Source organism: Labilibaculum euxinicum, assembly GCF_009795715.1.
GTDB classification, from domain to species: domain Bacteria; phylum Bacteroidota; class Bacteroidia; order Bacteroidales; family Marinifilaceae; genus Labilibaculum; species Labilibaculum euxinus.
The window spans coordinates 1-13,656 of sequence record NZ_WTCR01000026.1; the positions used below are offsets into that span (position 1 = coordinate 1).

Consider the following 13,656-nt stretch of genomic DNA (forward strand, 5'->3'; position numbering starts at 1 on the left):
TTGTCTTATCATAAGCTCCAACAGGAAGAACATCGGTGCCATATCGAATTTCACTGATGCCGGTTCTCCATGTTGCATCATCTGTAAAAGTAATATCAAAATCAGAATCAACAGCAGCATCTGTTGGTACAGTAAGTGTTGGATAAGCATTGACTGGAATATCAAATGGATCGGAGATCAGGGAAAATCCATCCATGGAAAAAGTGATTGCAGCTCCGGTAACAGCAACAGCGCTGCTCCCTGTTAAACCAGAAAAAGTCACCACTCCCGATGATGCTGTTTGAGGCGTTGTTCCGCCTAAAACCCAACTTGCCCCACTGGCAACAACTCCCACAGAACTTGTTCCATCGCTTGTACAAGTATTGCTATACTGATCCTGCAGGCTTACTACAGGCTGTGTTCCCAAAACTCCGCCATTGGAAGCCGGAGCAGTCGGCTGAGTAGTTATAACAAACTTTGTTGCAGCACCATGCCCTATCGTTTGTGAAAACACACCATCAAAGTAGGTTCCATCTGTTACAATAGTAATATTTAAGGTTGTGTCATTTTGAAAATAAACACTTGCAGAAGGAGTAAAAACAATTTCTCCTGAAGTTGTACCTGCATCGTAAGCAGATGGATCAACAACATCATCTCCATATCGTATTTCAGAAATAAGACTTTGCCATGTACCATCATCAGTAAATAACAAAGTGAAAGAATTATCAACCGTAACTCCCGATACCGAATTTAAGACTGGCGGTGCATTTTGAGCTTGTACAATAATGACTGAGATAACCCATAGGAATCCCAAGAGTAGATATTTTTTCATAATTACAGGACTTTAGATAACTAACACATAGTTAGAACCAAAGCGCGTACCACACCCCACAACAGACTCACAATCTGACCCATACACTAAACCTGCAAATTCTCACATATCTACGATATTGGATAAAAGCTCAAACAAATAGAAAAAAGTCAGTAAATACACGACTTTTCTCCCTATTAAAAAAAGACATCCTATTGTGGATGATTTATCCGTATTCGGATAAAAAAAAGCCGAATCACTTAGATTCGGCTCCCTATTTTAAATTTAATTACCCTATTCTGATACGTTAAAAGTATTTTGAAATTTAGGAATGGAATGTCTTATCTTAAAATCCCGCGAATAATTTACAAGATGAACACCCTGATTTTCGAGTCCTCCAAACGCATTTACTCTTTTAAAATGGTAATTTGATTGTAACAAATCCAATTTCAATTCATTCAAATGATCAGGAAAACTATGCCCATACCGACTTACAGCCTTGGAGAAATATCGACACAAATCAAATCCCCTAAAACTAAAATCATTCGGTTCACATTTAAATTTCTCTCTAAAATCCGAAACAAACAAATCAATTTTAGCCTCCTTATAATCAATATTGTATGGAGTTATTACACTTAGATTTAAATTGTAGAACAGCTCGGCATCCAAACTGTTAAATCGCTGCCATACAGGAAAACCCATTAAGCGAATATCAAAGCGTTGACTTAAAACATTTAAATTGGAAATAATATTTTCAACATATGGCTGTTTGGTAGAAGGTACCAAAATTACATTTTCGCATGTATCACTCAACATACGTTCAATTCCAAAAAGCCCATATTCATCAAATGAGATCTTCTTATAAGTCATGTCACCATTTTCCCAGTACTTTCCTTTTTCGAACATATTCCGTTCTATGTCTGTAACCAACTGGAATTCATTCAAATGTTCATAACGATCAGGATGAACAACAACTAAATTCCTTGTATCCAAATCGAAACAAACATAGTCGGATATTTTTCCACAAATCGACTGGATAGAAGTATTCATTTGAATCACGAACGGATTTGTTGTGAGCTCTGAATTCTTTGGCGAAAGAGGTGAAATAACAGGGATTCGTCTTTTTTGGGCAAAATCTGCCACAATCGAGAATGTATTTTGATATACCGGTCCTATCATAAAATCCAGTTCAGTATACTGCAGTCCAGCTACAATTCGTTGAACTCGTTCAGGACTTTTTTCGGTATCAAAAACATGAAGATCTACAGATAACCCCTCTTTTTGGAGAGAATCAACAGCCAAAAGAATACCTTGGTAGAAACGAATGAAATCATGCGATTTACTGTATAAAATCCGTGGATTTCTCTCCGTAATAATTTCAATAGTATCCTTATAGGAAATACTTCTGTTTATGGAATCATTCGCATCCAAATACAAAGGCAAAAACAATGCTATCCGTATTTTATTCTGACTTAGTGGTTTTAAATCAACTTTAGGAACAACAGTATCTGCAACCTGATATTTTTTTGCGATTGTATCCTTTTGTTCTTCCTTCTCCATAAAATATTCCGGAGGAACCAAATACCTGGGAATCCGAACCCAATCGCCAATCTTTAAAGATGTACTTTTCAGTTTTGGATTTAACTTTTTGAATTTTCGCAGATTCATAAAAAACCGACGGGATATAGAAGACTCTGTATCCCCTTGTTTTATCACATAATAGTAATAATTCTTATCGTGTTTAGGAACAGTATTAAGCTGTGGCTTTTTAACAATCTTAGGGATTTTAACGACTGTACCCAAACGTAAGTTATTCCCCATCTCTGGATTTGAGGCCTTTATCAATGCAATATCAACAGCATATTTTTTATACAAAGAAAACAATGTGTCTCCCTTTTTTACTATATGATAAAAGAACTTCTCATCTTCCTTTTTCACTAAAACAGGAGAAAGAACAGTTTCTGAATCTACAACCGGAATTCTTAAAACCTCACCAACATTAACTGTTGCTTCCGTTTTTCGATTCACCTGCAAAATAACAGCAAGGTCAACACCATATGCCCTACTAATAGAAAACAAGGTTTGCTTTTCTTTTACAAGATGTAAAAAACAGGTTTGACCACCTACAACAACCTTATTATTAGACAACTCAACATTTGTAGTTTGAGCTTTCGTAAAATTTACTGCTCCAATAAGGAGACATATCAGAAGGATACTTCGAAAAAAATAATGCATTAATTATCTGTATTTCAAATATTTATAGTTCACTAACAATAGCTAACAAAAATACTAAAGTCCGCTTGGAAAACAAAATATCTACAATAATTGAACCGTAAAAAAGCAAAATCGAAATTCTTCGCCTGAATTTCGATTTTATCATACGTCAAAACAACAATTCCTCAATACTGTTTTTTGAATCAATTCTCTACTAAAATATGTTCGTCATATTCTATTTCAAATTTCAATTTTTGTCGTGCCTCATCATTAGCCAAAGCCAAAAAAGCTTCTCTACACTCCTTATTAACCGCACTCTCCGCCATATTCAAGTAAAATTTAAATTTTGCTTTTTCTTTTTTCATAGCAATAATCAGTGCGTCCTGATAGGTTAAATCATTTCTGGTATGATCTACATCCTCAAGACTACCAGTAATTTTCATATCCTTAATTTCATCCAGGTTCAATTCCGGTTTCGCATCCTTCATCTTCTCCAGTCGAAGCATTCTGGCTGTTTTCTCTAAAGCAATATCCCAAAAAAGGCCTTTCACATGTTTCTTGTCCATTCGACTTGCAACCTCAGAGTAAAACTCAACTTCATCCATCTCCTTATCGATTGCATAATCAATAATTTCCTCAAATGTCCTAAAAATTTTCATCCTTTATTTTTTGTTAATTTATAATCCCATACGAATCAAAAACCAATTTAAAATTGGTGCGTTTTTCTTTTCAGCTTGACTATATAAGATACAAAATAGTAACAATCAATACAAATGAATTTTTAAGCATAGACTTTGATTTTCCTCGTTGGATGCGTTAAAGACTTCACCATCCAAACATTTTTGCATTTCAGTTTTCATTTCATTTGTTTTTGAAATTCAAAAATAGAGAAGAACAGCCGATTATTTTTTCATCTATCTTAAAATCATCCATTCGCCCGTATGGTACTTAAATGTTGTTGGGTCATCCCCAAATAGGAAGCAATATATCCCAAATTTACCCGGCTAAACAAATCAGGATTTTCGTTGTAAAACTTTTCGTAGCGTTCTTTTGATGATAAGCTTAACCTGTCGATACGCAGGTTCTGCATTTTCAGCAATACTTCCTGATGAATGGTGCGGGACCAATTTGCAATGTCGATATCTGTTTTGTACAAATTGTTTAAAGCGTCAATTGGCAGGCTAAATACACACGAATCTTCCAGAAGCTCCACAAAATCGAATCCCGGGGTTCGGTGATACAATGAACTTGAAGAAAAAGTAATATCACCTTCCCGGCTAAACCAATTGGTAATTTCTTTCCCGTCAACCAAAAAGTAAGTCCGCATACATCCCTGTTCTATAAAGTATACAAAATTGTCTTTAACCCCTGCTTTGGTCAGCAAATGATGTTTAGGCAGATGTATTTCGGTTAATAAACCTGCCAGTGTTTCAATCGAATCATCAGATACGGGATAATACCGTCTGATCCCTTTAATAATATTTTCAATTTTATTTAGTTCCATTTATTTCATAAAAAAAAGCATCGGACAATAGCCGGTTACGCGCATCGTGCCCGCCGATAATTTACATCTAATTAATTGTTGAGAAAAGGACTCCAGCCATCAAGAACAAAAAGCGGATTGGAATAGTTTTCAATCAATTCTTTATCAGTATCCAAACGTAACTGACGCGAAAAATCAGCCCGCTGAGAAAGGTCAACTGGTTTTCCATCATCGATATTGGTGCTGTTATATTCCCAGTAGTGCATATTTTTTGTTTCTCCGCCAACAGTACCCCAGCCTTTAGGCAGAATGTTTTTAAGAGAACAGTTAATGAACACGCATTCGCTGTACGGATAACCAAAACCTTTATTAACAGGAGCCCTGGCCAATGTACTTCCATTAGGATTTGTACCGGTGAAACGGCAATTCAGAAATACATTCCCATGATTGGCCTTGGTATTTCTTGTCCACATAAAAGGTCCGGGAGAATAAAAATCGCAATCTTTGAAAAATGCAGGCCCCCGTCCAAGTATCATATCACCGCCACCGTCAATTTTCACATCTTCGAAGCAGGCCGAACCATTGGTTTGTAAAGCATCGCCTGAGCCTACAATATGTACTCCTTTAACAAATATTTCACTTCCATTAATCAGTAATCCTTCTGCCTGCCCTTGCAGTAAAGTTTTAACTGTTAAATTTAACAACTGAATATTTGTACAGTTATCAATCGCAAAAGCGGCTCTTCTTGAAGGAAAAGTACCCGGCCATTCATTGGTTTTTACATTCCATGGATGGGGATTGAACACTTCATTGTTTGCATATTGAATTACTGTTTTCTCCCTGTTTTCACCTTTGATGATGATATTCGATTTATTCCTGAAATAGATCAGCTCATCATACAAACCGTTCCTGATGAAAATTTCAACTGTGTCTTTGTAATCATTGGGAATGTAATCAAGGGCTCCCTGCAAAGAAGAAAAGTCACCATTCCCTTCATCATCCACTATAATTTTTTTATACCTTAAATCAGGAGGATTCTTACTGGTGCTGAACCGCCACACATTTTTGTTATAAATCCCTTTAAAGCTTCCCTTAGCTGAAGAAACCACACTGCTGTCAATTAAAACATAGTAGTCTTTATTGTACTCCAAAAGATTATGGTGCAAAGAGATAATGGCAGTGTTTTCATGAACAATTATGGGATAAAAATGGAAAGCATCGGTAAAACCACCAATAATGGTCAACTGAAATGTATCTGCAGTTGCTAAGGCTGTGCCTGATGGAGTACCCGGCTTGGTATTGGCATTGGTAAACTTACCGGGCAAATATTGATAAGGGATGCTTGTATAAGTCGCTTCCGGGTTTTTGACAGGTTTGGTTGGTCCTGCCGGGATACTCATATCAATTAGATCGACCAACGAATCGGTCTGACTTTCGAATACCCTTATTTTGCCCTTGCTTCCTATGATGGGTTGACCGGCAAATGTAATTTTAAGATGAGTATCCGGATGAATGTCTTTTTCTTGGTTTTCAGGATAAATTGTATAATTGCCGGATATTTCTGTTGACGTACAGGATGCCAACAAGGCAATGCCTGCACAGCACAAATAATTTTTTACTATTTTATATTTCTCCATTATCAGTAAGATTTATACTATTTGCTCTACAACTAGTTCATAATAACACCCAATTACATTTTGTCCCCGAATCTACAAAACAATAATTGCGTAACAAAAAGATAATCGGGATAAAACAAAAATGCCAAAACGCTTACAAGTCTTCAACACTGAAAAGATGTGGCAAATAACCAACAGAATATTTCTGTACTCATCCGCCAGAACTTAATTGCCCGTAGTTTTTCGCCTTCCTATCAGCGATGTAAAAATTCCGATTACACACAAAACTGTAAAACTAATGACAATCACTCTCATGCTTAGTATGAATGAATCGAGATTGCCGGCATGAATTTTAGCATCCCCCAAAAAAACATGTACCGAAAGAGCCGCAACAGCCATACTAAACATCATTCCTGTGGTTCGCATGGTAGCAACTGTTGCCGATGCCAGTCCTAAAAAACGTTTTTCTACCGAACTCATAACTGAATTTGTATTGGGTGATGAAAACACCCCAAAACCAAATCCTAAAATCAGTAAAGCAAAAACAATATAGGCATAGGGCGTTTGCTTGCTGATAAAAGTGAGCAGCAACAGCCCTGCTGCACTTATTCCCATCCCTAAAGATGCCAAAATCCGCGGGTCTTTTGTGTCCGACAATTTGCCGGAGAAGGATGCTACTACAGCCATCACTACAGGTTGTGCAATTAAAATAAAACCTGCCTCTTTTGGCGATAAACCTTTCACGTACTGCAAATACAAACTAAAAACGAATGTGATGGCAAAGGTGGCTGCATAGTTAATAAAAGCGGATAAATTGGAAAAGGCAAACAACTTGTTTTTAAAGAACAGCTGCATTTCGAAAACCGGGTTTGGGTGTTTTAACTCGTATCTGACAAAAATAAGTAAGCCTGCAATTCCCAATAAGGTGAACACGATTGCTTCCGTTTTTGGTAGATGCGAAAACCCATACATCAATCCCGAAACGGAAAACATATATATCAAAGTCCCCTTAATGTCGAATTTCGCCTTGTCTGGAACTGCCCATTCGGCTTTAATTTTTGTGAGTATGGCCAGTATTATCAGCAAGACTGCTCCTGCATTAATAAAAAACAAGGAACGCCAGCCCAATGATTCTGTTAGAATGCCGCCCAAAACCGGAGCAATGGATAAGCCTACGTAAACGGCCATCACATTTAATCCAATCATTTTACCTCTTTCGTGAGGTTCGAAAGCAGATATTACAATGGCCATGTTCGAGGCAAAGATACCTGCAGCACCTATCCCCTGCAACAAACGCCCCATTAGTAATGTTTCGGATGAAAAAGAAAAGGCGCAGAATAAAGTGGCAAAACCAAATAATATATTGCTGTACAGAAACATTTTTACACGTCCCCAATTGTCGCTTATTTTACCAAAAGGGACTAAAAATACCGACGAGGCCAGCAAAAAGGACATACTTACCCAACTTAAACCCACGGCCGACATCGATAATTCTTCCCCAATTCGGGGTAAAGCCACATTAACAGCAGCTCCCATTAGTGGATTCAAGAAATTGGATGCCATGGTAACAGCCAGCAGAATCGTTTTATTCAAATTTGGATTTGATTCTATCATCATTCTCTTTCTTGTGTGTGCAACAGCATAAATTTAGCTGTTTTTTGCGGAATCGGTAATTTTGTTTTTCAACCGTTTTTAGGAGGATAAAGCTCAGGAACCACTTTATTTTTTCATTTGACCACTCAGTGAAGTTCAAGAACCACTTTGTAATTTCATTTGATCACTTGGTGAAGTTCAGGAACCACTTTGCAATTTCATTTGATCACTCAGTGAAGCTCAAGAACTACTCTGTAATTTCATTTGATCACTTGGTGAAGTTCAAGAACCACTTTGTAATTTCATTTGATCACTCAGTGAAGCTCAAGAACTACTTTGTAATTTCATTTGATCACTTGGTGAAGCTCAGGGACAACTTGGTGAAGTCATTTTACCGATTGGTGAAGTTCAGGGACGACTTGATGAAGTCATTTTACTGCTTGGTGAAGCTCAGGAACCACTTTGTAATTTCATTTGATCACTTGGTAAAGCTCAGGAACCACTTTGTGTTTTCATTGGAAAAACCGTTCTCAGGAAATTCCCTTGCTCCCAATTCGTATCAGTTCTGTCAAATGTGCCAACTTGCAGCAAAAGCAAATCTAGAATGATTATACATAATCGGAATTATCCCGCAACGCCCTCTTTTAGTGGACTAATGAGCATAAAAAAAGACCCGGATGGGTCTTTTTCTTTATTTTGTTTTTACTTCTGCCTCGCTGAACACGAGCTACAAGCTCGCGCTAGTGGGGGACATTACTTAGAAATCAAGTTCTAAAACTCTCTGATTAGGTTTTTCAGACATATAATTCCAAATACTATAATCAATGTCTCTTCTAGAAATATCTAAAATATCAGCTGTATATTCTACAATTTTTTTGGCACTATGATAATTTGTAAAACTTACATTAGCTCTATTTAAAAAATTGATTATATGTCTATCAACCGCAACTGTCTCTATATGCATTAACTTAAAAAAATAATCAATTGTTTTATTGCCTATGCCATGAATTGAAAGAAAACTCTTTATGTTATTATACTCACATAGATGATCAACAAGTTCTCCTGTCGTTTGAATAGAGTTCTCCTCTAAATATTCTAAAACCAATTTAAATCTGTTGAGTTTTATCTCATTTGTCCAATTAAGGAATCTTTCTATTCCAATTTCATTAATTGTGTTAATTAATCCATTTAAATTATGAGCGTCATTAAAATCATTATATACATCTAGCACTCTAGGCAATACTACAGTTTTATAGTTTAATCCAGCTTGCAATATAATATCTGTTAATACAGCTCCTAAATGAGTGTTATAAAAGCAATAATTGCTTTTAATTATATTGAATTCCTGATGATTTTCAATAAAAACAACTAACTTGTTTATTTCTACGCTATGACTCATTCACTAAGCTTTTTTAATGCATCTAATCTATCTACACAATTAGGACAAGCACCACAAGGTATACTTGGAGATGCTTGGCAAGAAAAGGTTTTACCAATTGGTACACCTAACTCAACACCTAATTTGGCCACTTCAAATTTAGTAAAATTTCTAAAAGGCATTTCAATTTTAACAGAACCATACTCACTCATTAAATTTTCAAGATTATTAAAAAAATCATTTGAACAATCAATTTCTTTTGCATGATTACTATTAATGAAAGCAGAATATACATTATTCAAGTCTAATGTTCTTGCAAAAGATGCTGCTATGGTTAAGATTAGAACATTTCTATATGGAATATATAAATCGTCAGCAGATATTTTTTCTTCCCACAGATTACCTGCATTTATAAATTTTGAGTTTGAATACTTATAAATTTGAGACACGTCAATTATTTCGACTCTTTCCACATAATCATTAGGTAGTACACTTTTTAACCTTTTTAACTCAGTGTCGAAGCAATGTTGTCCATAGTTAATTATTAATGGAATAAATTCTATATTTTTTTTTATAAATAAATAACACAAAGTAGTAGAGTCTAATCCACCAGAAACAAGTATAATACCTTTTTTAAAATCATTCATAATTTAGAACTTTTATTGAAAACTTCACATAAAATTTCATCCATGTTGTTGGTCACAATATGACAGGAATGGGTTAGCATACAATTTTTGGCAATATTGTAAGGATCATAAAGTAATACAGGAATTTGTCTTTCTGATGCAATACCTATTTCAACTAAAGTGCCTGGATCATTATATAAAAGTACACCAATTACAATACTACATTCATTTAGGATTTTGATATCGTTATAGTAGAATTGTTGTTTTTGTTGAGGCGAATCATCCTCTTTCATCTGTCCATTTTCTTTAACAGGCCTTCTTGGTCTGAAATTGTGATAGACTAGACTATTTTCCAGAGTATCTATTAAACTAGTATCTACAAAGTCGAAATCAGGTGCCGCAATATAAATATTGACATTATTCCTGTGTTCCCAATTTAAAATAGTTCCTTTTAAATTAACCAGATCGTTGATTGGAGTACTTAACAATTGTTCCACCGATTGTTTAAAATTCTGTGGAAATGTTGTGCTTGCATACTCCATTGCTACAAATGATGCAAAAGCTAAATTATTCTGAACATTATTGAATATATTAGATTCGAAAATAGCATTAAAAACATCACCGACACCCACAGAATGCAGGATTGGCTTTGTCTGTGAAGATACTTGGTAAATTTTGTTTTCAGCAAAACTATATAAACGAGTACCTCCTCTATTCTCTTTAAATATCAATACGTCACAAAACTCTTTAAACTGTAATGCAAAATCAATAAAATTGAATTTACTATGCTTAATGTGTGCTTGAAAAACCTCACTTGATGTTGAGACATAAATATTTTTGAATTTGAAATTCAAGTTTTCTAAAGCTTTAAAATTCAAATTGGCTAATTCTAAACTTACAGGTATATCATCTATCTTTTCTAATATCATTGGAATCTCATATTGCCCAGAAGTAATTAAGACACAATCACTTTTAGGGAAATTGAAATCAAGATATTTGTATTCTATCCCTTCTCTTAGTATTAGTTCATATCCTTGATTTCCAACTTCCCGAGCCTCTTCGATTAAAATTAAATTAGGAGCATTTAAAGTTTCTGCCACTTTAACAAGTGCAGGACTATCCATGTGTGTAAAAAAATCAAATATCCGAGTATCTAGATAGTTTGGTGCAACATAACCAATACTATAAAATGATGAAATTGCCCAAAGAGCTCTTGCGGAATGAACTATTCCTCCAAATCTCATCTTTAAATCCTCGCTATTATTTTTTAAGGTTACATCAACTAAAATATCTCCAACTAAACAAATCTTATTCATCAGGAGAAACATTAATAATGATAGAGTTAATAGGAGTTGAAGATGTATTTGAAATTATTCCAGAATAATTAAATTCAATCATACATTTTCGCAAATAATTATATTTAGTTGGTAAATTGCCTATTCCCAGACCGTCAACTATAGCTATAATCCTAGATCCATTAAACCCGATACTTATTACTGTATTCATATCTGGTAATTGTCCTATAGAATCATAATACTCAGACACATCAACATCTTCCAATTCTGTTCTGAACGCTTTTCCACATTCATTTTCTTTTGATTCTCCTCCTTGTTTTGGATTGCTTCCAGAATATCCTTGATAATCCGTAAATCTACCTGAACCAGTGCTTCCCATAATTTATATTTTTATAGTTAAAAAAATTCTGAATAATTTTAAACCAAACAGCAACTATTCAATTAGTTTTATTTTTAAAAATTAGTTTTTTCCTCAATTCGCATTGTTGCATAAAATCAATTCATCGCTCAAAATTCATATATCCTTCTAATTTGAAGAGTTTAGATCTCCAGAATGCCACATGACAGTTGACACTATAAATAGTTGTCGATTGCTTCGACTTTCCTGTCAAATTGCAGAAAAGTTGAATCGGGTAATAAACCTTCGCATACCACTAAAACCCTGATTTGGCTATACCGCGTGTTCTAATCCGATATTATTCAATCTTTATAGTATCAAAAAGGTTTTTTAATCTATCCAATAATTCATCATAAAGAACAAATTCAATATCCTTTAAGCTTTCTCTTAAGTTTTTAAATTGGTGTCTTTTCTTTTCTGTATCGAGCTCATTTTTTGAACCTATTACTATAATTGCTCTTGGGTTAATTATATTAACTTCTAAACCATCTTCCGTTTTTGTTTCCGTTTCTGTTTTAATTGCTTGAGAGTAGCTAAACGCATTTTCTTTAGCTTTCTGTAAATAATCAGATGCTTGTGAAATTACCATTGAAACTTCTTTAGACCAAAACCAGGTCTTGTGGCTACTGTCATATTGTAACAGTTTTGTTCCACTCTTTTTCAACTCATAAAAGTCTAAATATCCGTAAATATCAACTAAAACTAAGTCAGGATATTTTGTTAAAGCAGTAGCTATATTCTTATAATTCAACTTTCTTACATATCTACTGTCGAAAAGTGTAATGTACTCATCAAAGAATGCTTGCCAAGTACTCTCTGGAGGATTCTTTTCAAGATGGAATTCGTATTTAGTAATAATTTCCTGGAGGGTAATAAGTTGAGCATTCTTCATTAAACCAGCAGACATTCTTTTAATGATATGAGCTGCTTTAAATTTTCTAGCTGCTTTAACATAGAAAGAGCCTATTTTTTCAATTTCTTCTGCTGTCAACTGCTCTATGAGTTTATCATTTAGATTTCTAAGAATCAGTTTTTTATTGTTATTTGTTTCTTGATGATCAAAGTTAATTTCAGGAAATACAGTAACTAAATAATTCTTAATCAAAATCTTTTTTGTGTCATTACATGCTCTTTGTTCTTGATTAATTGCCCCAACGACATCAGAAATCTCTCCAAGGTTGAAATAGAGTGTAGCCCCTACTCGTTTTGATTCGGTGCTTTCTGAAATTAGAATCTTATTGATTCGCTTGTCTACAAAATTATACCGAAAGAAATTATTAAGGCTTCTTTCTTCAAAACCATACCCAAACGGTGTAATAATCTTTGGAAGTTCCTTAAATCCCTCAAATACAATTAACTTAACTGATTTACCTTCGAATTCATATTCAAACGTTTCTCCATTTTTTGTGAATATCTTCACTTTTTCTTCTGATTCATCTTCTTTATGTTGTCTATATATGGTCGAAGTTGAACCTGATATTTCCTTAAAAATGTATAAGTTTTTAGTTTCTTGTATTTGATTCATGCTACTTTGTTATTTTAATGGCTTAAGAACGTAAAAATGTTTTATTCTTTCGTTTTTTTTAAAATTAACAAAACATTATTTAGAATACTGATTTTAGATTCTGAGAATAGTTCTAAATAAAGGATAAAATAGAATTGGACAATCACACCGGAACTATGGGTATTTAATTGTTTTGTTTTCTCTGCCAGCAACTTCAGACTTTCTGTTTGCCGTGTGCGTAAGAAAATCAGAATGTTTTATAAAAATTTTTTGCTTAGAATAAAGCATATTTATCCTTTAAGCTAATGCTCAGCTTTGCTCCTTGCATCAGTAAAAATTTTGTGTTTTTTATCTATTGCAGTTCGGCTTTAGCCAACTGAATTTAAAAGTTTCTCGTCTTTTGCTTTAGCATCATTTTATTTCTTATAATTCAGCACATGGAATTTGTATTGGTAAGCTAAGCAATTGGCAGATTAGTCCAAAGCTTAGTTTGCCTATTACTCCCATTGTTTTTTATGTGGCTAAAGCCTATTTACTAATTTCTTGCTGTCAGTTGGCTAAAGCCAAACTGCAATAGATGTTTTGCTTAGCATCATTTTACTCCTGCAATCATTCTAATTTCTTATTATCCCTTAGTTTAGCCCCGAAAAAGACTGGAGTAAAATTTCACATTTAAAACAGTTAAATTTAGGGTATGAAAAGACGTTGGACATTAGAAGAAAAACTAGCCATTTTAAGCGAGGCAGAAACAGGTAATGTA

Annotated in this window: 11 protein-coding genes; all 11 read right to left on the reverse strand. The window is 34.4% G+C overall.

Going from position 1 to position 13,656, the window contains the following annotated elements; translation table 11 throughout:
- On the reverse strand, positions 1 to 811 hold an 811-nt coding region (locus GQR60_RS19790; RefSeq protein ID WP_148096548.1), incomplete at its 3' end, for a hemoblobin-interacting domain-containing protein.
- A 273-nt stretch (positions 812 to 1,084) separates the two neighbouring features.
- The gene (locus tag GQR60_RS19795) at positions 1,085 to 3,025 is read right to left on the reverse strand and encodes a LysM peptidoglycan-binding domain-containing protein (RefSeq protein WP_124994599.1); all 1,941 of its coding nucleotides are present in this window, start codon (positions 3,023 to 3,025) and stop codon (positions 1,085 to 1,087) included.
- A gap of 182 nt (positions 3,026 to 3,207) precedes the next feature.
- A complete protein-coding gene (locus tag GQR60_RS19800; protein WP_124994600.1) occupies positions 3,208 to 3,663 on the reverse strand; it encodes a ferritin-like domain-containing protein in 456 nt (151 codons plus the stop codon).
- Between the two features lie 266 nt (positions 3,664 to 3,929).
- The gene (locus GQR60_RS19805; RefSeq protein ID WP_124994601.1) at positions 3,930 to 4,508 is read right to left on the reverse strand and encodes a Crp/Fnr family transcriptional regulator; all 579 of its coding nucleotides are present in this window, start codon (positions 4,506 to 4,508) and stop codon (positions 3,930 to 3,932) included.
- Positions 4,509 to 4,579: 71 nt separating this feature from the next.
- Positions 4,580 to 6,124 carry a pectinesterase family protein gene (locus GQR60_RS19810; protein ID WP_124994602.1) on the reverse strand — a complete coding sequence of 515 codons (1,545 nt, stop codon included), beginning with the start codon at positions 6,122 to 6,124 and terminating at the stop codon, positions 4,580 to 4,582.
- A 204-nt stretch (positions 6,125 to 6,328) separates the two neighbouring features.
- Complete coding sequence (locus tag GQR60_RS19815; protein ID WP_124994603.1) at positions 6,329 to 7,720, reverse strand: MFS transporter; 1,392 nt, start codon at positions 7,718 to 7,720, stop codon at positions 6,329 to 6,331.
- A gap of 733 nt (positions 7,721 to 8,453) precedes the next feature.
- On the reverse strand, positions 8,454 to 9,095 hold the full coding sequence (locus tag GQR60_RS19820) for a hypothetical protein (RefSeq protein WP_124994604.1): 642 nt from the start codon (positions 9,093 to 9,095) through the stop codon (positions 8,454 to 8,456).
- Positions 9,092 to 9,721 (reverse strand): 7-cyano-7-deazaguanine synthase, encoded by a 630-nt coding sequence (locus GQR60_RS19825; RefSeq protein ID WP_124994605.1) that lies wholly within the window; start codon positions 9,719 to 9,721, stop codon positions 9,092 to 9,094. The genes GQR60_RS19820 and GQR60_RS19825 overlap by 4 nt, the downstream gene beginning before the upstream one ends.
- Positions 9,718 to 11,016 carry a nucleoside 2-deoxyribosyltransferase gene (locus tag GQR60_RS19830; RefSeq protein WP_160463536.1) on the reverse strand — a complete coding sequence of 433 codons (1,299 nt, stop codon included), beginning with the start codon at positions 11,014 to 11,016 and terminating at the stop codon, positions 9,718 to 9,720. Before GQR60_RS19830 ends, GQR60_RS19825 begins: the two co-directional genes overlap by 4 nt.
- A complete protein-coding gene (locus GQR60_RS19835; protein WP_124994607.1) occupies positions 11,009 to 11,374 on the reverse strand; it encodes a hypothetical protein in 366 nt (121 codons plus the stop codon). Before GQR60_RS19835 ends, GQR60_RS19830 begins: the two co-directional genes overlap by 8 nt.
- A 316-nt stretch (positions 11,375 to 11,690) precedes the next feature.
- A complete protein-coding gene (locus GQR60_RS19840) occupies positions 11,691 to 12,917 on the reverse strand; it encodes a Shedu immune nuclease family protein (protein ID WP_124994608.1) in 1,227 nt (408 codons plus the stop codon).
- Positions 12,918 to 13,656: the final 739 nt, after the last annotated feature.

Bases quoted from the DNA above. Each gene is read 5' to 3' on its own strand.
- GQR60_RS19825 (WP_124994605.1), bottom strand. From the start codon at position 9,721: ATGAATGATTTTAAAAAAGGTATTATACTTGTTTCTGGTGGATTAGAC.
- GQR60_RS19815 (WP_124994603.1), bottom strand. From the start codon at position 7,720: ATGATGATAGAATCAAATCCAAATTTGAATAAAACGATTCTGCTGGCT.
- GQR60_RS19830 (WP_160463536.1), bottom strand. From the start codon at position 11,016: ATGAATAAGATTTGTTTAGTTGGAGATATTTTAGTTGATGTAACCTTA.
- GQR60_RS19810 (WP_124994602.1), bottom strand. From the start codon at position 6,124: ATGGAGAAATATAAAATAGTAAAAAATTATTTGTGCTGTGCAGGCATT.
- GQR60_RS19795 (WP_124994599.1), bottom strand. From the start codon at position 3,025: ATGCATTATTTTTTTCGAAGTATCCTTCTGATATGTCTCCTTATTGGA.
- GQR60_RS19820 (WP_124994604.1), bottom strand. From the start codon at position 9,095: ATGAGTCATAGCGTAGAAATAAACAAGTTAGTTGTTTTTATTGAAAAT.
- GQR60_RS19805 (WP_124994601.1), bottom strand. From the start codon at position 4,508: ATGGAACTAAATAAAATTGAAAATATTATTAAAGGGATCAGACGGTAT.
- GQR60_RS19835 (WP_124994607.1), bottom strand. From the start codon at position 11,374: ATGGGAAGCACTGGTTCAGGTAGATTTACGGATTATCAAGGATATTCT.
- GQR60_RS19840 (WP_124994608.1), bottom strand. From the start codon at position 12,917: ATGAATCAAATACAAGAAACTAAAAACTTATACATTTTTAAGGAAATA.
- GQR60_RS19800 (WP_124994600.1), bottom strand. From the start codon at position 3,663: ATGAAAATTTTTAGGACATTTGAGGAAATTATTGATTATGCAATCGAT.